This window comes from Gilliamella sp. B3801 (assembly GCF_026536645.1).
Taxonomy (GTDB): Bacteria; Pseudomonadota; Gammaproteobacteria; order Enterobacterales; family Orbaceae; genus Gilliamella; species Gilliamella apicola_I.
This window is the reverse complement of record NZ_JAFNNR010000007.1, coordinates 59,583-81,494: the sequence shown is the minus strand read 5'-3', so window position 1 is coordinate 81,494 and position 21,912 is coordinate 59,583. Positions and strand designations below refer to the sequence as shown.

24 protein-coding genes are annotated in these 21,912 nt (G+C 36.1%); 15 read left to right on the top strand and 9 right to left on the bottom strand.

Annotated features, from left to right (window positions below):
• Nucleotides 1-6: 6 nt before the first annotated feature.
• Together J3U14_RS07835 and flgJ are read left to right on the top strand one after the other, a co-directional pair.
• Complete coding sequence (locus J3U14_RS07835; protein ID WP_267349930.1) at nt 7-1,116, top strand: flagellar basal body P-ring protein FlgI; 1,110 nt, start codon at nt 7-9, stop codon at nt 1,114-1,116.
• A 16-nt stretch (nt 1,117-1,132) separates the two neighbouring features.
• Nucleotides 1,133-2,176, top strand: a complete 1,044-nt coding sequence (flgJ, locus tag J3U14_RS07830) for a flagellar assembly peptidoglycan hydrolase FlgJ (protein ID WP_267349932.1) — start codon at nt 1,133-1,135, stop codon at nt 2,174-2,176.
• A 163-nt stretch (nt 2,177-2,339) separates the two neighbouring features.
• On the opposite strand, the gene flgL is transcribed toward flgJ, so the two are convergent.
• From flgL to J3U14_RS07790, 8 genes are all read right to left on the bottom strand, one after another.
• Nucleotides 2,340-3,296, bottom strand: a complete 957-nt coding sequence (flgL, locus tag J3U14_RS07825; RefSeq protein ID WP_267349934.1) for a flagellar hook-associated protein FlgL — start codon at nt 3,294-3,296, stop codon at nt 2,340-2,342.
• 14 nt (nt 3,297-3,310) lie between these two features.
• A complete protein-coding gene (flgK, locus tag J3U14_RS07820; RefSeq protein ID WP_267349936.1) occupies nt 3,311-4,954 on the bottom strand; it encodes a flagellar hook-associated protein FlgK in 1,644 nt (547 codons plus the stop codon).
• 181 nt (nt 4,955-5,135) lie between these two features.
• Nucleotides 5,136-6,032 carry a flagellar motor protein MotB gene (gene motB / locus J3U14_RS07815; RefSeq protein WP_267349938.1) on the bottom strand — a complete coding sequence of 299 codons (897 nt, stop codon included), beginning with the start codon at nt 6,030-6,032 and terminating at the stop codon, nt 5,136-5,138.
• Between the two features lie 2 nt (nt 6,033-6,034).
• Complete coding sequence (motA, locus tag J3U14_RS07810; RefSeq protein ID WP_065558125.1) at nt 6,035-6,919, bottom strand: flagellar motor stator protein MotA; 885 nt, start codon at nt 6,917-6,919, stop codon at nt 6,035-6,037.
• A gap of 59 nt (nt 6,920-6,978) precedes the next feature.
• A complete protein-coding gene (flhC, locus tag J3U14_RS07805) occupies nt 6,979-7,581 on the bottom strand; it encodes a flagellar transcriptional regulator FlhC (RefSeq protein WP_065558124.1) in 603 nt (200 codons plus the stop codon).
• A gap of 13 nt (nt 7,582-7,594) precedes the next feature.
• On the bottom strand, nt 7,595-7,915 hold the full coding sequence (flhD, locus tag J3U14_RS07800; RefSeq protein WP_411590504.1) for a flagellar transcriptional regulator FlhD: 321 nt from the start codon (nt 7,913-7,915) through the stop codon (nt 7,595-7,597).
• Nucleotides 7,916-8,106: 191 nt separating this feature from the next.
• The gene (locus J3U14_RS07795) at nt 8,107-8,823 is read right to left on the bottom strand and encodes an RNA polymerase sigma factor FliA (protein ID WP_267349942.1); all 717 of its coding nucleotides are present in this window, start codon (nt 8,821-8,823) and stop codon (nt 8,107-8,109) included.
• Nucleotides 8,824-9,004: 181 nt separating this feature from the next.
• Entirely contained in the window at nt 9,005-9,817 is an 813-nt protein-coding gene (locus J3U14_RS07790; RefSeq protein WP_267349944.1) for a flagellin, read from the bottom strand.
• A 333-nt stretch (nt 9,818-10,150) separates the two neighbouring features.
• Here J3U14_RS07790 and fliD point away from each other — a divergent pair, with 333 nt between their 5' ends.
• From fliD to fliT, 3 genes are read left to right on the top strand one after another with little or no spacing between them, the layout of a single operon-like run.
• Nucleotides 10,151-11,584 carry a flagellar filament capping protein FliD gene (fliD, locus tag J3U14_RS07785; RefSeq protein ID WP_267349946.1) on the top strand — a complete coding sequence of 478 codons (1,434 nt, stop codon included), beginning with the start codon at nt 10,151-10,153 and terminating at the stop codon, nt 11,582-11,584.
• A 12-nt stretch (nt 11,585-11,596) separates the two neighbouring features.
• Nucleotides 11,597-11,977, top strand: a complete 381-nt coding sequence (fliS, locus tag J3U14_RS07780; RefSeq protein ID WP_065558120.1) for a flagellar export chaperone FliS — start codon at nt 11,597-11,599, stop codon at nt 11,975-11,977.
• Between the two features lie 14 nt (nt 11,978-11,991).
• On the top strand, nt 11,992-12,339 hold the full coding sequence (gene fliT / locus J3U14_RS07775; protein WP_267349948.1) for a flagellar protein FliT: 348 nt from the start codon (nt 11,992-11,994) through the stop codon (nt 12,337-12,339).
• A 93-nt stretch (nt 12,340-12,432) separates the two neighbouring features.
• Here fliT and fliE read toward each other — a convergent pair whose 3' ends face one another.
• Nucleotides 12,433-12,744 carry a flagellar hook-basal body complex protein FliE gene (gene fliE / locus J3U14_RS07770; protein ID WP_267349950.1) on the bottom strand — a complete coding sequence of 104 codons (312 nt, stop codon included), beginning with the start codon at nt 12,742-12,744 and terminating at the stop codon, nt 12,433-12,435.
• Nucleotides 12,745-12,922: 178 nt separating this feature from the next.
• Here fliE and fliF point away from each other — a divergent pair, with 178 nt between their 5' ends.
• From fliF to fliO, 10 genes are all read left to right on the top strand, one after another.
• Nucleotides 12,923-14,665, top strand: coding sequence for a flagellar basal-body MS-ring/collar protein FliF (fliF, locus tag J3U14_RS07765; protein WP_267349952.1), 1,743 nt, complete (start codon nt 12,923-12,925; stop codon nt 14,663-14,665).
• Nucleotides 14,662-15,660, top strand: a complete 999-nt coding sequence (gene fliG / locus J3U14_RS07760) for a flagellar motor switch protein FliG (RefSeq protein ID WP_220216119.1) — start codon at nt 14,662-14,664, stop codon at nt 15,658-15,660. The genes fliF and fliG overlap by 4 nt, the downstream gene beginning before the upstream one ends.
• Nucleotides 15,653-16,411, top strand: coding sequence for a FliH/SctL family protein (locus tag J3U14_RS07755; RefSeq protein ID WP_267349955.1), 759 nt, complete (start codon nt 15,653-15,655; stop codon nt 16,409-16,411). Before fliG ends, J3U14_RS07755 begins: the two co-directional genes overlap by 8 nt.
• Complete coding sequence (gene fliI / locus J3U14_RS07750) at nt 16,407-17,789, top strand: flagellar protein export ATPase FliI (RefSeq protein ID WP_370632185.1); 1,383 nt, start codon at nt 16,407-16,409, stop codon at nt 17,787-17,789. Before J3U14_RS07755 ends, fliI begins: the two co-directional genes overlap by 5 nt.
• Before the next feature lie 9 nt (nt 17,790-17,798).
• The gene (gene fliJ / locus J3U14_RS07745) at nt 17,799-18,263 is read left to right on the top strand and encodes a flagellar export protein FliJ (protein ID WP_267349957.1); all 465 of its coding nucleotides are present in this window, start codon (nt 17,799-17,801) and stop codon (nt 18,261-18,263) included.
• Nucleotides 18,253-19,401: a flagellar hook-length control protein FliK gene (locus tag J3U14_RS07740; protein WP_267349959.1), complete on the top strand. Its 1,149-nt coding sequence runs from the start codon at nt 18,253-18,255 to the stop codon at nt 19,399-19,401. The genes fliJ and J3U14_RS07740 overlap by 11 nt, the downstream gene beginning before the upstream one ends.
• A gap of 179 nt (nt 19,402-19,580) precedes the next feature.
• Nucleotides 19,581-20,048 carry a flagellar basal body-associated FliL family protein gene (locus J3U14_RS07735; RefSeq protein ID WP_267349961.1) on the top strand — a complete coding sequence of 156 codons (468 nt, stop codon included), beginning with the start codon at nt 19,581-19,583 and terminating at the stop codon, nt 20,046-20,048.
• Between the two features lie 5 nt (nt 20,049-20,053).
• Entirely contained in the window at nt 20,054-21,091 is a 1,038-nt protein-coding gene (gene fliM, locus J3U14_RS07730; RefSeq protein WP_267349963.1) for a flagellar motor switch protein FliM, read from the top strand.
• Nucleotides 21,084-21,464 carry a flagellar motor switch protein FliN gene (fliN, locus tag J3U14_RS07725; RefSeq protein WP_267349965.1) on the top strand — a complete coding sequence of 127 codons (381 nt, stop codon included), beginning with the start codon at nt 21,084-21,086 and terminating at the stop codon, nt 21,462-21,464. Before fliM ends, fliN begins: the two co-directional genes overlap by 8 nt.
• Nucleotides 21,464-21,907: a flagellar biosynthetic protein FliO gene (gene fliO / locus J3U14_RS07720; protein ID WP_267349967.1), complete on the top strand. Its 444-nt coding sequence runs from the start codon at nt 21,464-21,466 to the stop codon at nt 21,905-21,907. Before fliN ends, fliO begins: the two co-directional genes overlap by 1 nt.
• The last annotated feature ends 5 nt before the right edge of the window (nt 21,908-21,912 follow it).

Here is a 21,912-nt window from a genome sequence, read left to right as displayed (position 1 = left end):
CTTAGCATGATAAAAAAATTACCTACTCTTATCTGTTTTATCTTAATGATGATTTTAGCGATACCTTATAGTTACGCTGAGCGCATCCGTGATCTAGTCACCATACAAGGGGTACGTGATAATGCGTTAGTAGGTTATGGCATTGTGGTGGGACTTGATGGAACAGGCGACCAAACCTCGCAAACACCGTTTACGATTCAAAGTATCACCAATATGTTATCTCAATTAGGCATTACTGTTCCAACAGGCAGCAATATGCAACTCAAAAATGTTGCCGCCGTTATGGTCACAGCAAAATTACCCGCTTATGCACGAGTAGGACAACAAATAGATGTCGTGGTATCCTCACTGGGTAATGCCAAAAGTTTACGAGGGGGCACATTAATTATGACGCCATTAAAAGGCGCAGATAACCAAGTATATGCGATTGCTCAAGGTAATCTTTTTCTGGGCGGCATGGGCGCAAGTAGTGGCGGAAGTAGTGTAAGTGTCAATCAATTAGCTGGCGCGACAATCCCGAATGGTGCAACGATAGAACGTGAATTAGACATGCGATTAGATGAACAAGACATTATTCACCTACATCTAAATCAATTCGATTTTACTCGTGCCTTAAAAATCTCCGAAGCAATTAATAAATTACAAAAAAACACCGCGGTGGCACAGGACGGCACGACGGTGACAGTCAAAATGCCTGTTACCAGCCAAGAACGGGTTAAATTATTATCACGAATACAAAATCTTGAAATTGGTGCAACGCCGATCTCAGCCAAAGTCGTCATTAATACTCGTACTGGGGTTGTGGTCATGAATCAAAAAGTCCAGTTGGATAACTGCGCTGTCGCGCATGGTAACTTATCGGTTGTCGTCAATAATAGACTCAAAGTTAACCAACCCAATACACCTTTAGCGGGTGGGGAAACAGCGGTCACACCTGAAACACAAATTGCGGTTGAAGAGCAAGGTGGCGCATTGCAAAAAGTCACCGCAGGGGTGAATTTAAATAGTGTGATTAAATCGCTCAACTTACTGGGTGCCAATCCGACCGAATTAATGTCAATCCTTGAAGCACTTAAAAAAGCCGGTTGCTTACATGCTTCGTTAGAAACCATTTAGATATAAAAAATAGAATATGAATAATCTGATTAATCAATCTGTTCACCGTTTTGCCTATGATGTAAATGGACTAAATCAATTAAAGCGCAATGTGGCAAAAGGAACTAACCAAAGCATTAAACAAGTTGCTGAACAATTTGAAACGCTATTTATTAATATGATGATGCAATCAATGCGTAAAGCAGTGCCGGACAGTGGATTATTCAATCAACCTGCAACACAACTCTTTACCTCGATGTTTGATCAGCAAATTGCTCAGCAAGCAGCAGGTAAAGGGTTGGGGCTTGCTAATATCATTACCAAGCAACTCACGCATGGCAAACCTTTGTCACCCAATGTATCGTCGTCGGGCACTATTCCTATTCAACCCCAAAAATCGTCGCAACAACCTAACCTTAAACTTGCACAATCTTTATTTAGCAACGCATCAGCGACTGTTACGCCTGAAGCATTAGGACAAATGCTTTATCATAGCCATAAAATCGATAATGCTTCAAAAATAAATGCATCTGAAATCACATCGTTAAAACCTGCCGATAAGGCAAATCAAGATCATATAACCGCATTTGTCAAAGAATGGCTTATTCCTGCTCAACAAGCTTCTAAAAGTTCAGGTATACCTTACGAAGTTATCATAGCGCAAGCTGCACTAGAAACAGGTTGGGGACAAAAACTGATTAAAACCGCAGATAACCAATCAAGCCATAACTACTTTGGTATCAAAGCCACGCCGACATGGCAAGGTAATGCGACCCGCTTAACAACACAAGAATTTATCAATGACCGAATGATAAAAATTCAAGATAATTTCAAAGTCTATACCAGTAAACAACATGCATTAACTGACTATATCAATCTATTAACCAAAAGCCCTCGCTATCAAGCGGTGGTCAAAGCACCCGATGCAAGAACCGCCGCCAAAGCATTACAAGCAGCCAAATACGCAACCGATCCCAACTACAGTGACAAACTCATACAAATTATTGCGCGTATAGAACAAATTGCTCAACAAAATCCGATAACGACCGTTTCAGGTTTCAGAAAAATAGCGTTTAATTAATTCTGTTTTTGCCAGTAAAACACTTCAATTCTAATGTCTGATTTTTGGCTTTGGCTCATTAAAAAATAGACATAAAAAAGGAGGCTTAAGCCTCCTAAACGTGTTGGATATATATTCTAGTTATAATGAGTAGAAATGAATACTATTATCTGTTTTCACTCGACTATTTCATTTGAAACAGTGACATGCTTTGCATACTCATAAAAGTATACTGTGCTGCTTGTAAGTTAGCTTGAAGCATAACGTATTCTGAAATGGCATCGTACCAATCTACATCTTCAAGTTGGCTAATTTGCGTTTCAAACTCAATATCTAGCGTTTTACCCAGTGTTGTTAATCTTTCGACTTCTTGTAATACTGTTCCGCCTTTTGCTCTAAGGGTCGAAACATTATCAAATGAGTTATCAACACCACAACTTGCTTTAGATAAGCCTTCTCGATATTGCTTAATGGTATCTTCATTGTTGTCATCTAAATCGAGCTTTAATGCGTCAAGCGCATAATCGATACTTGCAAATAGATTACTTTCTGCTGGCGATCCGTCTGGCAACTTAACGGTAGAGCCTGTCATAAAGGCTTCAAGACCGGTAAAACTGAGTGGGACTTCGCGTGAATCATCAATAAAAATATTAATTGTGGTGGTACCACCGACATAACTCACTTCGCCAGATTCACTAACCACAAAAGGGGGCGTATCATTTTTATTACCGGCAAACAGATAATTGCCGTTAGTGTCTTTTGAATTGGCTAAAGCGACAAGCTGATCTTTTAAACCTTGTAATTTATTTGCCAAATCACGTCGGTTTTCATCGTTTAACGTTTCATTACCGGCATAAACCAATGTTTCTTGAATACTTTGTATGACGGTATTAACTTCTTTTAAGATAGTATCTTGACGACTAAGTGACTTATCGGTACTTTCACGCGCGGCTTGAAATTGGTCGTTTCGAGATTGCGCTTGTTTTAATATTAATGATTGTGATGCGCCCATAGGATCATCAGAAGGCGATAAAATCTTTTTACCCGTTGCTAAATGTAACCCCGATTTTTGCCATTTATTGTTGGTGTTTAAAATACTATTTAAATTTTTTTGATACATTGAATTGGTACTTACACGCATTTTTTATCCTTTTATCACTTCGCTAAACCTAAAATAGTGTCAAATAGCGTTGTTGCAGCATCAATAACTTTGGCATTTGCTTGATAATACTGCATATAAACTTGCATAGAGATATACTCTTCTTCAATATTTACGCCCGATATTGATTGATTTTGTTCATCAATCTGCTGCGTTATATTTTGGCTTGATTGTGCCGAAATTTTAGCGGTTTGAGTTTCACTACCAATATAGTTAACTAACGTGCTATAAGCGCTGCTTAAGGTCGTTGTACCGTTAATTAATTTTTCATTTTGTATGTCTAATAATTTGCTCACATTGCGGTTATCACCCGCACCGTTTTCTTCATCATTAATTCCGGTTGCCAATTTGTTCACATCTGTCACTAACAACGCTAATGACGATGCGATATCAGCAACAGGTTTAATTAAAAACGAGTCACCTTTCACCGCATTACCCGTTATTTCAATTGATAAACCATCAAACATTAGTTTGCCATCTTCAATTTGAGGGGTAATAGTTTGATGATCAGACAGTCTTGTCACAACCCAATCAGTACCATTAAATTCAATTTTATAATCCGAGGCTTTAACTTCGGTGACTGAATCAAAATTGATTTTAGCGGCAGCATTACCTTGATTTTTAGCATTGGTGATACTACTTGGTTGACGGTAATCAAACATTTTTTCACCGGCATGACCATTGATATCCACGCCAGACATATGTACTTCATTGAAACGCTCAGCTAAATTAAGTGCAATTAAGCCCAATTGGTTGCGAGCTTGAGAAAGTGGTCCATCACGAAAAGTTAATAATCCATTTAATCGGCCTGATGCGATATTTTGACTTGTCAGTTCTTGAGTCGCACCAGAATTATGCGTGTAAACAATTGTATTTATTGCAGGATCTTGTTGTGACGGTTGAACAGATAGTAAGTTCACCGACGATCCCTGCACTAAACTTAAACCGTTAGCTAACGACAGATTATATTGTCCATTTTGCTCCGTCACGGTAATTCCTATAATTTCGCTCAATTCATTGACCAGCTGATCACGCTGATCAAGCAAGGCATTAGGTTCATTACCACCACTAACGGCTTGTAATTTTGAAATTTTTTGATTTAATTCGGCAATTTGCTCTAAATAAGTATTAACCTGATCGACATTATTCGTTAATTCAGTATTGATATTGGCAATTTGATTTTTAAGATTATTTTCGGTTTTATTAAATTGTCCAACCAACGACGTCAAATTACTGATAACCGATTGTTTTGTCGAGGCATCACCCGCATTTGACGTAAGCTTATTTAAACTAGAAAAAAGATTATTTATTTGCGATGAAATGCTGTTTTCATTTTCAGCTAAAAGATTATCAACTTTTGATAATTCATTATAATATGATTTAATCGATCCATTTTGTGATTGCGATTGTCGCAATTGCCCAACAACAAATTGGTTAAATGCACGATTTACCGCTGTCACTGAAACCCCATTACCGACAAAACCAAAATGATGATGAGTACCATTTGCCTGCGTTAATATCTGTTGTTGGCGATTATAGCCTGCGGTGTGGGCATTACTGATATTATTGCTAATTACATTAAGCATATTTTGCGCTGCATTTAATCCACTAATTCCAGTATTCATCAATGAATTTGCCATTAAAAAACTCCTTAATATAACTTAGTTAATAACATCATGATTATTTGTAAACTTAATTTTTATATCGGCACAATTCATTAAAGCTTTAATCATTTTTGCTATTTTTTTTGAATTTTTATTTTTTTATTTTCAATTCAGCAGATTTTTTTTGATTCATGCCTTTCATAATATAACGATAGGATTAATTTTGTTTAACTGGCTTAGCCTGTTTTAAAAAATCAATGCCAGTCATATTGTTTTCATCCTCAATATATTGTTGTGCCGATTTATTTAAAATTAAAATACTGATTCGTCGATTGGCATCTTTACTATAATGTGGATTGTTTAATCCCACGGTATCAGCAAGCGCAACAATACGAATAATTTTATTTTTATCTAATCCACCTGCGATAAGTTCTCGTCTTGATGAATTGGCTCGGTCAGCTGATAACTCCCAATTACTATAACCTCTATCACCGGTGACATATTGACGTTCATCGGTATGACCCGATAAGGTTATTTTATTAGGTAATGAATTTAAAATAGGTGCTAAGGCATGCAAAATGCTTTGCATATCAGGATGTATAACCGCACTGCCTATATTGAACATCGGTTTATCATCTGATGCCAGAATTTGAATACGTAACCCCATTTCAGTAAGTTCAATAATTAAATTAGGTGCTAATTTTTTTAGACGAGGATCGAGTTCAAACATTTCAAAAATTTTGCGTGCTGTTTCAATCAACTGAATTTTTTCAAGTTGTTTTTTTTCAAATTCGCTTTGTTGCTGTTGATTGGCAATATCGTTTTTTTCTTCACCCAGTTGCTGAGTAACATCATCACCACCGCCAGGAATCGGGCTTTCACTATCACTGATATTTTGACCGCCATTTTGCCCCATAAGTAACGGTGTTCTAAAATATTCAGCAATTCCTTGTAGTTCCTGCGGTGTTGATTTTGCGATTAACCACATAACTAAAAACAGCGCCATCATAGCGGTCATAAAGTCAGCATAAGCGATTTTCCACGAACCACCATGATGCCCTTCTCCATGCCCTGACTTTTTGCGAGTAATAATTCTTATTGAGTTATCTTTCATTGTTAATTATTTTCGGTTGAGTTGGCATTTTTATCTTTCACGTCTTGAATATATTTTTCCAATTCAAAGAAAGATGGTCGTTCATCAGAAAATATCATTTTGCGACCAAATTCAATGCAAATTTGTGGCGCATAATCATGCATACTGGCGATCAATATCACTTTGGTACATTCAAGAGTTTTGACCGTGTCTGAATTTCGTTGCTTTAACAATGCAGCTAAAGGCGAAACAAAACCATAAGCCAATAAAATACCTAAAAACGTTCCTACCATCGCATGTGCTATAAGTTCACCCAGTTCGCTTGCTGGTCTATCGGCTTGAGCTAGAGTGTTAATGACCCCCATAACGGCAGCAACAATACCGAAAGCTGGTAAGCCATCACCAATACTTGAAATCGCACTAACCGGTTTTTCGAGTTCATGTTCATAAGTTTCAATTTCTTCACTCATTAGGGCTTCGATTTCATAAACATCCATATTGCCACTAATCATCAGACGCAAGTAATCAGTGATAAAATCTAAAATTCGAGGATTGGCTAAAATAAGCGGATATTGCTTAAACAATTCACTTTCATGTGGATTATCAATATCTCCTTCTATCGATAGTGCGCCACTTTGACGGATTTTAGTTAAAATGGTGTACATTAAATTAATTAGCGTTAAATATAATGCTTTATTGTATTTGGATGATTTAAATAACTGCCCTAATGCTTTGAGCGTTTTTTTGATCACTTTTTTTTCATTACTGACAATAAAAGCGCCGATAGCCGTACCACCAATAATCAAAAATTCTAATGGCTGAAAAAGTACTGCTAAATAACCACCACTAAGTACATAACCTAATAAAGCAGAGGCAATAACAACAATATATCCTATAATGATTAGCATTGGCTTTCTTCTTTCTCCATAAAATAACAGTAAATAGGACTGATATTCCTAATATTTATTTAACTTGCTAACTGCTTTGCAACCTCTGAATTAAAACCATGAGCGACAGATAGCACTTGCAAACATTTAGCCTGATTTTCTTGATGTGTCTTATGATTTTTTTCTGCCCGTGATGGTGGTTGACATAAGCTACAAACAAAACTGTTGTGTGGTTGGTATGCATGCGTGATAAAACGCCCTTTACACTCTTTACAGCATGATTGTTGCATCACTTTACTTTCAACAAATTTAACTAATATCCAAGCTCGAGTTAATCCTAATACTGGTTCTTCGTTGTAAGCTGGACATTGTTCAAGATAAAGCTGATAAGCTTTTAAAATCGATTGTATTCCGGGTTTGGTGCCATGTTTCACTAAAAAATGATAAGCATTATAAAAAATACTTGAGTGGATATTCGGTTCCCATGTCATAAACCATGTTGTTGAAAACGGTAACAATCCTTTCGGTGGCGGGCAACCTTGAATTTCTTTATACAGTTTTATCAACTTACCACGACTAAGATTTGTTTCACTTTCAAGCATTTGAATTCTGGCGCCGAGTGAAATTAAACGAATAGCGAGTTGGACTTCTTTATATGATTGAACGATACTTGTACATCTCATCTTAATTACCTACCTACTTATTGATTGAATCTAACAGTAAACTAGATAAAAGAATCCCTGTATGCATCTGTTTAATATCGCTAATCCGAGAATCTTCAGTTAGTTTTTTAATCATTTCTGAATTTTCAAATCGTAATTGAAATGTTAATTGATTTGTTTCAGATAACACTAACATTTGTGATGTAGTTAAATTACTTATTGCGTCAGCAGTTTCTTCATCAATACCTAATCTAAACATCGCCATCGCTTTGTCTTTTTCAAGCATTCGTTGGCATAACAATAATGTTGAAAGATTTAAATGATGTATACATTTAAGAATATCGTCTTCTAGTATATTACCCAATTTAATCACCAATCCTATTTATTTTATTTCGCAGTAAAAAAACAAAAAACAATCAAAATTTATTATTAACTGTTTTTTTACACATAAAATTACATTTTTAAACGAGAAAGGTCAATAAAAAAATAATTTCAATTTATTTTCGTTTAATTACGCTTTGTTTTACGCAGTTTATTTTTATTTTTCTATGGTTTCACTTTACTTTGTATTCTTTTTATCGCTTGACTATGTAGTTGACTGACTCGTGACTCACTAATATCCATGACTTTTCCAATCTCTTTTAAATTCAGTTCCTCTTGGTAATACAGGGCTAAAATCATCTTTTCTTTTTCGGGTAACTTATCAATTTGTCGAGCGATTTGGTCACGAATTTCGTCATTGATAATAGTCGAAAAAGGATCACTATCTTCACCATGATCGACAATAGCATCGATGTTATCCCCTAATTTTTTCTGCATTTCGTCATAAGAACAGATTTGACTACAATTTGAATCCAACAACGCTTTACGATATTCAGAAATCGATAATTGCAAATATTCTGCAATTTGGTGATCATTGGGCGTGGTACCGAGTTTCTGTTCCAGTTGATTAATGGCTTGAGTAATATCTTTAATCTTTTTCCGAGTTTGTCTTGGTAGCCAATCCCGACTACGGAGTTCATCTAACATTGCCCCTTTTATTCTCGGTATAGCAAAAGTGGCAAACGTATAGCCTTGAGATACATCATAACGCTTTATCGTATCTAACAGGCCGATGTAACCAACTTGCAGTAAATCATCGAGTTCAATTGTGGTAGGCAGACGAACGGCTAATTTTAATGCTTCATTACGAACTAAATGGATATACTGTTGCCAGTCGACTTGATTAATTATGCCTTGCGAGTTATATAAGCTATCATCCATTTTTAGGAGCCAAGGTTAAAAATATGCTTAATACTATTATGTCCTTAACAAATGGATTTAATGTGATGAATAAAGATATAAAAAAGAGGTAATTATGATTATTAGTAATAACGATATCAAAAATACCGTTATTACTATGTTGTACAATTCAATTGAGTAGAATATCAGATAGATTTAACTCTTACTGTAATAAAGAAAGTACAGATTGTGGCACCTGATTTGCTTGTGCTAAAACTGAAGTACCTGCTTGTTGTAAGATTTGACCACGAGTCATGTTTGAAACTTCAGTTGCATAATCCGCATCTTCAATTCGGCTACGTGCAGAACTTAAATTGTTTACTGTGTTGTTGATGTTAGTTACAGTTGATTCAAAACGGTTTTGCACCGCACCTAATTGACCTCGTAATGCATCAATGTTAGATAGCGCTGCATCAAGGGTTTTTAATGGATCGGCAGTTGGTTTATCAGAAACATTGAAACCCGCTAAACCAAGCTCAGTACTGTCGATTTTTTTCAAATTGATTTCAATGGTTTCACCATCGTTTGCACCTACTTGAATTTTAAGGGTTTTATCTTCTGATAATACTTTTGAACCATTGAAATCAGTTTGTTTAGAAACACGGTCGATCTCTTGTAAACGTTGATCGATTTCGTTTTGGATTGATACTAAATCGCTTTGAGAGTTAGTACCATTTGCAGCTTGAACAGTTAACTCACGAATACGTTGTACGTTGTTATTGATTTCGTTTAATGCACCTTCAGTAGTTTGTGCAAGTGAAATACCATCATTAGCATTACGAGCAGCTTGAGTTAAACCACGAATATTTGATGAAAAACGGTTAGCAATAGCTTGACCTGCCGCATCATCTTTTGCGCTGTTAATACGCATACCAGATGATAAACGTTCAATTGCTGTACCTAGAACGCTTTGTGAATTATTCAGGTTATTTTTTGCCATTAAAGACATAGTATTAGTATTAATTACTTGTGCCATTTTTTTATCTCCTTAATATGATTAGTCAAATCAACGGCATATTGAAGCAAGATGTCCAATATATTTGCTGATAATTAACTTATCGGTAGCAAAATAGGAAACTTTAATAATTTTTATTTTTTGTTGTGTTATCAAACTAAAAGTAAACCCCATAGTTAAAATATCTTTTGATAATTCAGTTTATTAAATCAATAAGAAAGATATTTTATTTTTTAATTTTTTTAAAACCAGCAATCAATCACAAATTTCTTCTAAACTTTTTATGCCAAAAGCCGATATAACAACTAGATAAGTTATGGTTGATAAATAGTGATTAAATAAGGGCAAAAAATTATGGCAATGAGCATTTTAGGGATTGGTTCTGGTATCGATCTTAATGAAGTATTAAGTCAATTAGAATCCGTTGAAAAAACACGTTTAACCCCGATCACCGCTCAACAAAAAGCGATTAATGCCAAAATTAGTGGCTTCGGTAAGTTAAAAAATGCGTTGAGCTCGTTTAATTCTGCGACTAAAAAACTCCAAAAAAAAGAACTTTTTTATAGTCGAGCATCAACAGGTAATGACAATTATTTTACCACAACAGTCAATAATAAAGCGGCATTGGGTAATTATGCGGTGACTGTTGATCAGCTGGCAACTTCACACAGTATTGCAACATCAGCCATTAATGATAAGAATACTAATTTAGGTAATGACAATGAAACAAGAACCATTACCATTGAACAAGCTAATGGTCAAAAACTTGAAGTTAACCTGTCTAAGGACGAAACATCATTAGAATCCATTGCCAACGCCATTAATAATGCCAAAGTGGTTAATGAAGATGGGACAACTAGTCATTCAACCATGAGTGCAGCGATTGTTCGCAGTGGTTCAGATAGTTATCAATTAGTTATCACATCGAAAGAAACCGGTGAACAACAAGCCATTACGTCAATTTCGTCAGACGATGAAAAACTCAATAAGATTATTGGATTTAATCATCAGCAACCCGACACAAGTAATATGGTAGAAGTTGCTAAAGCGCAAGATGCTAAATTAACATTTAATGGTGTTGCCATAACAAGTGCCTCAAATACCATTAAAGAAGTGATTGAAGGTGTTGATATCACCTTAAAAGCAACCACCACGACCAGTCAAAATTTAGCTATTACTGCTGATAATGAAAAAGCAGAAACGGCAATAAAAGAATGGGTTGAGGCATTTAATCAATTACAATCAACCATTTCAAGCCTGACTCAATTTACCGCTAAAGAGACCAATTCTGACGAGTTAAACAACAATAATGGTCCACTAATTGGTGATTCTACGCTACGTAATATCGATCAAAGTATTCGCTCAATCTTTGCTAAGGGTCAATCAGGTGAATTTTCTGTTCTTGCCCAAATTGGCGTTAACATGGATAACAAAGGTTCGCTTACTATCAATGAAAATCAATTAAAAAAAGCGCTAAGTGAAAATAGTGATGCTGTTGCTACGTTATTTACCGGTGACGGTGAGACCACCGGTATTGCTAATGAAGTATTTAATAAAGTCAGTGGATTTATAGATAGTGAAGGCATGATTGATTCAGCCACCACAGGATTAAATTCAACATTGAAATCGTTAGATAAACGATATGAACAAGTGAACAATTCAATTGAGCAAACCGTCGAACGCTATCGAGTCCAATTTACTAAATTAGATGTTTTAATTAGTTCATTAGACAGTATGAGTAATTATTTAACAACCCAATTCGAAATGATGGCAAACATGAAAAAATAAGGATTAACAATAATGTATAAATTAGGATCTCAAGCTTATGAGCAAGTTAATTTAGAAACATGTGTGAGCCAAGCCTCACCACATCAATTGATCGTATTGCTCTATGATGGCGCACTAAATGCGATCAAACTTGCCAAATTATACATTCAAAAAGGAAACATAGCAGGTAAAGGAATGGCGATATCAAAAGCAATCAATATCGTTGATAACGGACTAAAAAGCTGTTTAGATTTAGAAAAAGGAGGCGAAATTGCCGAAAATTTAGAGCGCTTGTATCACTATATCAGCCAACAATTAGTACTGGCTAATTTATATAACGATCAAGATAAGCTACAAAACTGTTTTGACCTACTCAACAATATTGCTGAATCTTGGCGTGAAATTGCAAAATAAAAAAAGAGATGGTTATGAAAGGAACAACATTATTAAAACACTATGAACAACTTGATTATGTGACAGAACAAATGTTAATCAGCGCACATAAGGAAGATTGGAATACGTTACTGAGTTGGCAAAATCAATACTCACAATTATCTGAAAATATTATAGAACTTGACGGTACCTTAACTACCGAACACGTCCCCACGCAATGTAAAGATAGAGTACGAATGTATATTCAAAATATCTTAAGTTATCAACAGCAAATCAGCCAATTAGTTACCACACGGCATGCTGAATTAGGGGAATTAATCGGAGAAAAAGTCCGTCAACAGAGTAAAATTGAAAATTACCAACACGTCGCTAACTTAATTTAACAGATAAATTTTATTAAATATTTGCTAAGTGCAAGATTGAAAATATTGACTAGACATTAACGATCTTGCACTTATATCAATGTTTAATGCATATTAAACATTCATATTCATGATTTCTTGATAAGCCGCAACAAGTTTGTTACGAACTTGAATACCAAATTGAAGTGAAACCGTCGATTTTTGCATATTCACCATAACTTCATTTAAGGCAATATTGGGTTCACCCAGTTCAAACGCTTTTGCTTGATTTTGAGCCTGTATTTGCGTTTGGCTAATAGAATCCAACGCCATTTTTAGTTCAGTGGCAAAACCGGATTGATTGGAAATTGATTGTTTCTTTTCAAGCAGATTGGGGGCTTTTAACGATGAGAGAACGCTATTGTCAAAATTATTTAAAGTATTCATATGGTTAAAATATTAATCTTATTTAAATTGCTCAACTAATCCTCAATTTACCATACAACCAAAAATTTAAATGCCACAAGTAAGGGGAAAATCCTTTTCTTTTTTAGCTATTGATTTTTCTAAATACACAGATAATAAACTCTAGAATTCATCTAATTAGTTTAGAATTAGGATATTTATGACTAGCCAAACTGTCGGTAAAAAAGGCGAATCAATATTAAATAAGTTACCTTTTATCAATCAATTAAAACAAAATCCAAAAATGCTGCTACTTATTGCCGGCGTGGTGATATTAGCCATCTTAAGTATGACTTACTTATGGATGAAAAATGACGATTATGGGGTTTTGTTCAGTAATGTAAGCGACAAAGATGGTGGTGAAATCATTAGTCAATTGGATAAGATGAATATTCCTTATAAATTCACATCATCTGGTTCAACCATCTTAATTCCTGAAGAAAAAGTTTACGATACGCGTTTACGCATTGCTCAACTTGGATTACCAAAAGGGGGCGCCGTTGGCTTTGAATTGCTTGATAAAGAAAGTTTTGGGATGAGCCAATTTAACGAGCAGATCAATTATCAACGTGCTTTAGAAGGTGAACTATCCCGAACAATTTCAATCATTAGTAGTATTGATGATGCCAGAGTGCATTTAGCTATGCCTAAACCCTCATTATTTGTCAGAGAACGAAAATTTCCTTCAGCTTCTGTCGCATTAACCTTATTACCTGGTCGTAGTCTATCACAACGTCAAATTGATGCCATTATTCACCTTATTTCAAGTAGTGTACCTGAATTACAAGCCGATAAAGTTACCATTATCGATCAGCATGGTAATTTACTTACGGGTGAAAATTATCGTGATAAAACATTTAATGTTGCTCATTTAGAATTTAATGAACGCATTGAAAATAGCGTTCGTGAGCGTGTGGAAAAAATTATTATTCCGATTTTAGGTAAAAAAAATGTCATGGTACAAGTCAATGCTGATATTGACTTTAGTCGACAAGAAACGACATCGGAAACCTTTGATCCAAATAGTGATATCGCTAACCAAACTATTCGAAGTAAACAGCGAATCGAAAATCGGCAAGTGGGTAATAATGCGGGCATAGGCGGCGTGCCCGGTGCACTATCTAATCAACCTACGCCAACCGCAAGTGCATCAATTGATGAACAACCTGAATCAAAAGAACAAGATGATAAACAAAAAATCTATAATTTACAGTCAAATAACACTTTAAATTACGAAGTTAACCGGCAAGTAGTTCACAGTAAGATACCCGAAGGCAGAATCAAACGTTTATCGGTTGCCGTGTTAGTCAATTATAAATATGTCGATCCAGATGCTAATCATTCAGATTCCGATGTGAATAATGTGTCTGCAACATCTGAAACAGACGAAAAAACAAATGAAGCCAACAACAATACGCCACAATGGGTCAAACTGGATAATGAAGAGCTAAAAAATATTGAGGCGTTAGCTCGTCAAGCAATGGGATATTCAGATTTACGCGGCGATACCTTAACTGTAGCTAATTTAAAATTTAGTGATCAACTTGATGATGAAAATGACGGATTGGCATTTTGGGAAACTCACCAATTTTATGAAAACACTAAAACAGGCATTAAATATCTGATCTATATTTTCATTGCGTGGATAATTTGGCGCAAAGTATTACGTAATGTTTGGATGAAGTTACAACGACAATACTTCAGTACGCCAGATAATACATCAGATACCCAAACAAGTATTGATGAAAAATTAGATTACAAAGCGCACAGTAAACAACAGCAGAAGATATTTGAAGATAATATGCAACAACAGCAGTACATCCGTAAAATTGTTGAGAAGGATCCACGTGTTATGGCGTTAATTATTCGCAGCTGGATCAGTAAAGAGGACAGCAACGAATGAATTTAAATGAATCACAAAAAGCCGCAACAGTTTTAATGGTGTTAGGTGAAGAAATCGCTGCACAAGTGATGCAATATCTCAATCCTAAAGAGGTGCAACAAATCAGTAGTGCGATGATGTCTTTGCCACAGCTTTCACAAGAACAGTTAAAAGGTATTCTTAATGAATGCCAAAAAACACTAGAAGAGTGTGCGGTACTTAATACAGATACCAATGGCTACTTACGTTCAGTATTAGAAAAATCTATTGGTAGTGAAAAAGCTGGTCGTTTACTCGATGAGCTGTTAGGAAAAGATATTGAAGAAGCCACCGACGGTCTTGAAATGCTTAATTTTGTTGATGCTGCTCGAGCTGTTGATTTGGTTAAAAAAGAACATCCACAAATTATTGCCACTATTTTAGTCCATTTACACCGAGATTTAGCGGCGGAAATTCTTAATCTATTTGATGACGATTTACGTAATGATGTAATGTTACGTATTGCCACCTTTGGTGGTGTTGAACCTTCAGCACTCCGATTATTATCTACGTCATTATCAACATTATTACACGGACAAAATATTAAACTTAATAACTTAGGCGGAATCAGAACCGCAGCCGAAATCATTAACTTAATGAAGAGCCAACAAGAAGAGTTGGTTATCAACGCATTACGCGATTACGACAATGAACTTGCACAGAAAATTATTGATGAAATGTTCTTGTTTGAAAATCTGGTTGAAGTGGATGATAGAAGCATCCAACGTCTACTTAAAGATGTCGATAACGAGACGCTCATTATTGCATTAAAAGGTGCATCAATTGCATTACGTGACAAATTACTTAGCAACATGTCACAACGCGCAGCCTCTATTTTACGTGAAGATCTTGAAAACAGACCGCCGGTGCGCTTATCACAAGTGGAAACGGAGCAGAAGAAAATCTTGGTTATTGCGCGTCGCTTAGCTGAAACCGGTGAAGTTATCTTAAGTAGCGGTGACGACGAATATGTGTAATAGTTCAGATAAATTAAGCTGGGAACCGCTCTGTTTTCAGGATTTATCGTCATCAGACTTTTCACCATTAACACAACAATCTATGGCTACTCAGGTTGACGAAGTAGAAAGTGAGCCTGAGCCAGAACACATAGATGTTGTACCGGCTCCCTCTATCAGTGAAGAAGAGTTAGAACTGTTAAAGCAAGAAGCAAAATCACAAGCCTATCAAGAAGGATTCGAACAAGGTCATAAAGAGGGCTTTGAGAATGGCAAGCAATCTGGGTATGACCAAGGATATTTAGTTGGTCAACAGCAAGGTCGTGAACAGATTGAACAACAACTTGATGATGAAAAAAAACAAGCTGTTCAAGCTATCACAAACTTAATCAACAATTTTGAGCAATCCATTAAAGAGATTGACGAATTAATTGTGCCTCAATTATTTGATTTAGCATTAGTTGCAGCACAAAAAACGGTTGGTAGCCTATCTAAAGTTAAACAAAAGCAATTAATGCACACGATTAATCAATTAGTTGAACAATGTTCTATGTTATCTGATCCAATCGTATTACACCTTAACCCTGCTGATTTACGCTGGTTAGAACCGATGTTAAATGATGATATTAATCCACACCAATGGCAATTTGTTGCTGATGCAAATGTTGAAGAAGGCGGATGTAAATTATTGACAGATACCAACGAAGTGAATAGCAATATTAATCAACATTGGCAAATGATGTCTGATCACTTACAAGGCGAGAACCATTAACGTGCGATACTCAAGTCAATGGTCAACCAAACTCCTTCAAGCAACAAAGCAGCTTAAAGATTTATCATTGATTCGTCATTATGGTCGATTAGTAAAAGCGTCTGGGCTAGTCCTTGAAGCAGTCGGATTAAAATTACCATTAGGCTCCAACTGTTATATTGAAAGACAGTGCCAAGGTCATATCGATGCCGTTGAATGCGAAGTGGTAGGGTTTAATGCACATACACTTTACCTAATGCCATTCGAATCCACTGACGGTATTTTACTGGGCGCAAGAGTGTACACCGCACAATACGATTTAGCCCATTTTAGTCACAAATTATTACCGGTTGGTATGACGTTATTGGGGCGAGTTGTTGACGCAATGGGAAAACCATTAGACGGAAAACCCTTACCGGAAAATGTCGAGTATCAAGGCTTATCGAGTAAAACACTCAATCCATTACAACGCACGCCCATTCATCAAGTGCTCGATGTAGGGGTTAGAGCAATCAATGCTCTACTCACCGTTGGGCAAGGACAGCGAATGGGGTTATTTGCCGGTTCGGGCGTCGGTAAAAGTGTGTTACTCGGTATGATGGCACGCTACACCCAAGCAGATGTTATTGTCGTTGGTTTAATCGGCGAACGGGGACGAGAAGTTAAAGACTTTATCGAAAATATTTTAGGCGAAGAAGGACTGTCACGCGCTGTCGTGGTAGCAGCGCCTGCGGATGTATCACCATTATTACGTTTACAAGGGGCGACTTACGCCACCAAAATTGCGGAATCTTTTCGTGAACAAGGATTAAATGTCCTTTTAATTATGGATTCGCTCACTCGCTATGCAATGGCACAGCGTGAAATTGCCTTAGCTATCGGTGAGCCACCAGCGACGAAAGGTTATCCCCCTTCGGTATTTGCTAAATTACCCGCTCTGGTTGAAAGAGCCGGTAATGATAATCATGGTAAAGGCGCGATTACCGCATTTTATACCGTTTTAACCGAAGGAGATGATCAACAAGATCCGATTGCTGATTCAGCCCGGGCTATTTTAGACGGGCACATCGTACTTTCACGCTCACTTGCTGAATCGGGTCATTATCCAGCTATTGATATAGAAGCCTCCATTAGCCGTGTTATGACGGATCTCACCGCGCCTGAAGATGAGAAAAAATCACGTCTGTTCAAACAACTGTTTTCGAGCTTTCAACGTAATCGTGATTTAATCAATGTTGGTGCTTATGTCGCCGGTACTGATCCTTTATTAGATAAAGCAATTACGCTATTTCCGGCTATGCAAACCTTTTTACAGCAAGGGATTAATGAACATTGTAGTTATCAAGAAGCCTATCAACAGCTAGTTGCAATTGTTGATCCTAACGCCATGGGATCGTAAGGAAGTATCATGAACAATAAAAATTCGACACAACATGCTTTTTTAACCTTAAAACAGTTAGCACAAAAATCGATTGATGATAGTTTAATTCGATTAAAAAAAGCAAACGAAAGTCATCAACAAGCACAATCACAACTTAAGGTGCTCAATGATTATTACGCTGAATATCAACAGCAATTAAATAGCGCTTTATCGAATGGTATTAAAGGATGCGAATTAACTAATTTTACCGCATTTATAGCCAATATTGAGCAAGGTATCGAACAACAAAAAAAATTGCTACTCACATTAGCGATTAAACAACAACAGATAACCAACGAACTTAATCAATCCAATAAAAGTTTGAATACCTATACCACGTTATTAGAAAAACAGCACAAAAAGCAATTACAACTTCAAAATCGAATACAGCAAAAAATGACGGATGAATTTGCCCAGCAACAGTTATCAAGGAGAGTATTACATGAATATTAATTTAAATAGTGATATGCAATTAATATCAACGAATCTATCTAAACAACTTGATGAGGAAGCTAATGTGAATGATGCGAATCTTTTTCAGCAGTTATTGGCTGACAATGAAAAGCCGTTATCGCATCCAGAACAGCCAAATAACCTAAATCAAATTGACTATGAGGGATGTGAATTTGATGATCAAAACAATAGTCTTGATGGATTAATCTTCCCTGTTTTCCCTTATGATACCAGTATGATTCAATCGGAAATGCGTGACAAATTACCGGCAAGTCATCTTTCATATCATCTTAATAGTGCAATCAATAGATTAAATTCTTTCGCATCAGACATCACTGATGACGAGCAACGATTACCCGTTAATAGCCTTGATGAGCGTGAAGCAATAATTGATGAACTTTCATTGCAAAACAATATGGCAATAAAGGGAAGTAACCCACATCATTTTAGTGCGAACTTAAATAACACTGAAATAGCCACTTTGAAAAAGAGTTCAAATCGTCAATTATCAGCCGTCGCAAATAATTGTTTTCCGTTGAATAATGCTAGAGCAGAATTACAAAACCATCAACGTCATGTTTCGATACAGCAGTTCACAAGCGATATGACTATCCATCAAGAGACAGCAATAACCACATCGCCGCATGGACAAGATCCAACAGGGGTAATGTTGACGCCTGCAAAAATCACCACGTCGATAAACTTGCCTCTCGCAGTCACAAATCAACAATGGCCGTCATCACTTACTGAGCAGATCATCATGTTTAACCGGCAAGGAATTCAAACGGCGAATATTAAACTTAATCCTCAAGAGCTAGGTTCATTACATATAAAACTGGATATGATAGAGGATAAAATGAACTTGCATATGATGGCTGCTCACGCCGTAGTCAAAAGCGTTTTAGAATCTGCCTTACCCTATTTGAAAAGTTCGCTTGAAGAGCAAGGTATCACACTAGAGCAAGCCGATATTAGTGACTTTTCAATGATGAACGATGCTGATCAGTCGGCGCAATATCAACAATCAAAGAATCGTCAAACACCAATAATCGAACATTCAAATGTCATTGAGGAAATTCATCAACCTAGTCAGGTTAGTCACCATTTGGCAAAATCGGGGTTGAGTATATTTGCGTAAAGCTGAGTAAGGCATTGCATTTATTTTTTTAAATGATGAGAGAATAAAAAGGCTGAATAGGTGATATTTTTATCGCCTATTCTTCAAATCAATTCTGTCAGCTTGATCTATTATTCTTGTATTTTTAACCATTCAATTGGTTATTATTTTTCTAAATTTTAACTGAGATAAGAATAAACATGCCAACTTCCAAGAAAAAAGTGAGTATTTTAAACCTAATACTTATTATCATTACAATGTTAGCATTAGCAACAACTGCCTATTTATGGTTCCAAAATCAGTCTAAAAATACAATTAAAGCTAAAGAAGAGCCACCTGTTTTATCACCGGTATTTTTAACACTAAAACCGTTTACAATTTCATTACCAACTTCAGAAGATAGTACAGAAATTAACAAAGTTCTCTATGTTGGTATGGTATTACGTGTTGCTGACGAAGAACAAAAATCAGTACTATTAGAGTATTTACCGGAAGTCAGAAGCGATGTATTACTGTTAACGTCTAAACAATATGTCAATAATTTAAAGCTTGAAACAGGTAAACTTGATTTACAAGAGCAAATCAAAGTCGCTCTATCCAGACAATACGATCCTAAACATTCAGTGAAGGTGGATGAAGTATTGTTTACCGATTTTATCATACGGTGATTACCATGCCGGATAAGCAAGCGCCTACGCCCAATATGAATAAGTCTTCTGATAGCTTACCACCGTCTGAAGACAAACCAATGACAACAAATAAGAAAGATCCTGACAATCATATATCATCAAAAAAAATTGAAGTTAAACCTTATGATTTATCTGTCAAACATAGTTTTATTCCTGAACGTTTAACTGCGTTAGAAATTGTAAATGAGCGCTTTGCTCGTCAATTTAGAATAGGTTTATTTAACTTATTAAGACGAAATACGGATGTCATTGCCTCACCGATTGAACCTCAAACTTTTAAAGAGTTTTCACAGATTTCAGCGGCTAACCATTTAAATCTTGTGCACCTTAATCCATTGCGAGGTTCAAGCTTATTTGCGTTTTCGCCTGAGATTGTTTATACCGTTGTTGATACTTTATTTGGTGGTGATGGCCATGCTTCGCAACTCGATACAGAAGAAAGGGAATTTACCCATACCGAACAGCAAATTATTAAACGCGTACTCGAACTAGCGTTAACGTTTTACCAAAATGCCTGGACAGATATATATTCAATTGAAACTGAATACATTCGTTCAGAAATACAGAGCAAATTCACCAATATCACAAGTTCACCGGATGATGTCGTTTTAACATCAAACTTTAAAGTTGAAATTGGTAATTCTAAAACAACATTTAGTATCTGTATTCCTTATTCAATGGTTGAACCCATTAAAGAGTTACTGATAAAACCACCGATTGAGCAACAAACGCATCAAGATGATAACATTTGGATGAGTTCTTTAACCAGTGGCATCAAACAATCTACCGTCGAGTTAGTTGCTAACTTTACGACAATTCAAACAACAGTAGACAAACTACTCGCGCTCAAAGTAGATAATATTTTAGTAATCGAAAAACCAACTCTTCTTGATGTTACTGTCGGGGGTGTACCTATATTAAAAGGTCACTATGGAAAAACCCATAAACAATATGCTATTCAAGTAGAACAAGTAATTAATCCTGTATTAGAACAATTGAATGAAGGGGAATTCAATGACTGATAACAAACAAAATAATGACGAAAACCAAGCGAATGATACGATCAATGATGAACTCATTGCCAAAGAAGCCATTTTTGAAACACTTTCACCTAATCATACAGAAGATAAAAAACAAGATATCAATCTTATTTTAGATATTCCTGTTCATTTAAGTGTCGAACTTGGTCGAACTAAAATGACAATCAAAGATTTACTCAATCTTACTCAAGGATCAGTGATTGCGCTCGACGGACTTGCTGGCGAACCTTTAGATATTTTGATCAATGGTTATTTGATTGCTCAAGGCGAAATTGTCGTTGTTGGTGATAATTACGGTGTCCGTATTACCGATATTATTACTCCTTCCGAGCGTGTGCGCAGACTGAGCCGTTAATGGCGATAAACCTAAAAAATATGACTAAGATCTCAACCTCAAGTACCCAAACTATCACGAGCAATACTGTATCGTCATCATCTGAATTAAATCTTTACAGTCAAATGGGCGCATCAATTGGCACGGCGCTAATTGGTGTCATTTTTATGATTCTATTGTTAGGTTGGATAGTTAAACGTCTAGGTCATAATAAGAAACGTAATGCATTTATTGATGTTAAAGCAACGCATTGCATTAGTCCAAAAGAACGAATCATGTTAGTTGAGGTGGATAAGCAATTATTGGTTGTCGGTATCACTTCGCATCATATGACGTTGCTACATACCATTGATGAACACCGTGCCGAAAAATTATTATCACTATCAACACCCGTTGCTAAATCAGCTGATAACAATGTGTTCAAGCAAATCTTGCAATCAGCGTTAAAAACGAAAAAGGAGTGATGCCT

Bases quoted from the DNA above. Each gene is read 5' to 3' on its own strand.
- J3U14_RS07835 (WP_267349930.1), top strand. From the start codon at position 7: ATGATAAAAAAATTACCTACTCTTATCTGTTTTATCTTAATGATGATT.
- flgJ (WP_267349932.1), top strand. From the start codon at position 1,133: ATGAATAATCTGATTAATCAATCTGTTCACCGTTTTGCCTATGATGTA.
- flgL (WP_267349934.1), bottom strand. From the start codon at position 3,296: ATGCGTGTAAGTACCAATTCAATGTATCAAAAAAATTTAAATAGTATT.
- flgK (WP_267349936.1), bottom strand. From the start codon at position 4,954: ATGGCAAATTCATTGATGAATACTGGAATTAGTGGATTAAATGCAGCG.
- motB (WP_267349938.1), bottom strand. From the start codon at position 6,032: ATGAAAGATAACTCAATAAGAATTATTACTCGCAAAAAGTCAGGGCAT.
- motA (WP_065558125.1), bottom strand. From the start codon at position 6,919: ATGCTAATCATTATAGGATATATTGTTGTTATTGCCTCTGCTTTATTA.
- flhC (WP_065558124.1), bottom strand. From the start codon at position 7,581: ATGAGATGTACAAGTATCGTTCAATCATATAAAGAAGTCCAACTCGCT.
- J3U14_RS07795 (WP_267349942.1), bottom strand. From the start codon at position 8,823: ATGGATGATAGCTTATATAACTCGCAAGGCATAATTAATCAAGTCGAC.
- J3U14_RS07790 (WP_267349944.1), bottom strand. From the start codon at position 9,817: ATGGCACAAGTAATTAATACTAATACTATGTCTTTAATGGCAAAAAAT.
- fliD (WP_267349946.1), top strand. From the start codon at position 10,151: ATGGCAATGAGCATTTTAGGGATTGGTTCTGGTATCGATCTTAATGAA.
- fliS (WP_065558120.1), top strand. From the start codon at position 11,597: ATGTATAAATTAGGATCTCAAGCTTATGAGCAAGTTAATTTAGAAACA.
- fliT (WP_267349948.1), top strand. From the start codon at position 11,992: ATGAAAGGAACAACATTATTAAAACACTATGAACAACTTGATTATGTG.
- fliE (WP_267349950.1), bottom strand. From the start codon at position 12,744: ATGAATACTTTAAATAATTTTGACAATAGCGTTCTCTCATCGTTAAAA.
- fliF (WP_267349952.1), top strand. From the start codon at position 12,923: ATGACTAGCCAAACTGTCGGTAAAAAAGGCGAATCAATATTAAATAAG.
- fliG (WP_220216119.1), top strand. From the start codon at position 14,662: ATGAATTTAAATGAATCACAAAAAGCCGCAACAGTTTTAATGGTGTTA.
- J3U14_RS07755 (WP_267349955.1), top strand. From the start codon at position 15,653: ATGTGTAATAGTTCAGATAAATTAAGCTGGGAACCGCTCTGTTTTCAG.
- fliJ (WP_267349957.1), top strand. From the start codon at position 17,799: ATGAACAATAAAAATTCGACACAACATGCTTTTTTAACCTTAAAACAG.
- J3U14_RS07740 (WP_267349959.1), top strand. From the start codon at position 18,253: ATGAATATTAATTTAAATAGTGATATGCAATTAATATCAACGAATCTA.
- J3U14_RS07735 (WP_267349961.1), top strand. From the start codon at position 19,581: ATGCCAACTTCCAAGAAAAAAGTGAGTATTTTAAACCTAATACTTATT.
- fliM (WP_267349963.1), top strand. From the start codon at position 20,054: ATGCCGGATAAGCAAGCGCCTACGCCCAATATGAATAAGTCTTCTGAT.
- fliN (WP_267349965.1), top strand. From the start codon at position 21,084: ATGACTGATAACAAACAAAATAATGACGAAAACCAAGCGAATGATACG.
- fliO (WP_267349967.1), top strand. From the start codon at position 21,464: ATGGCGATAAACCTAAAAAATATGACTAAGATCTCAACCTCAAGTACC.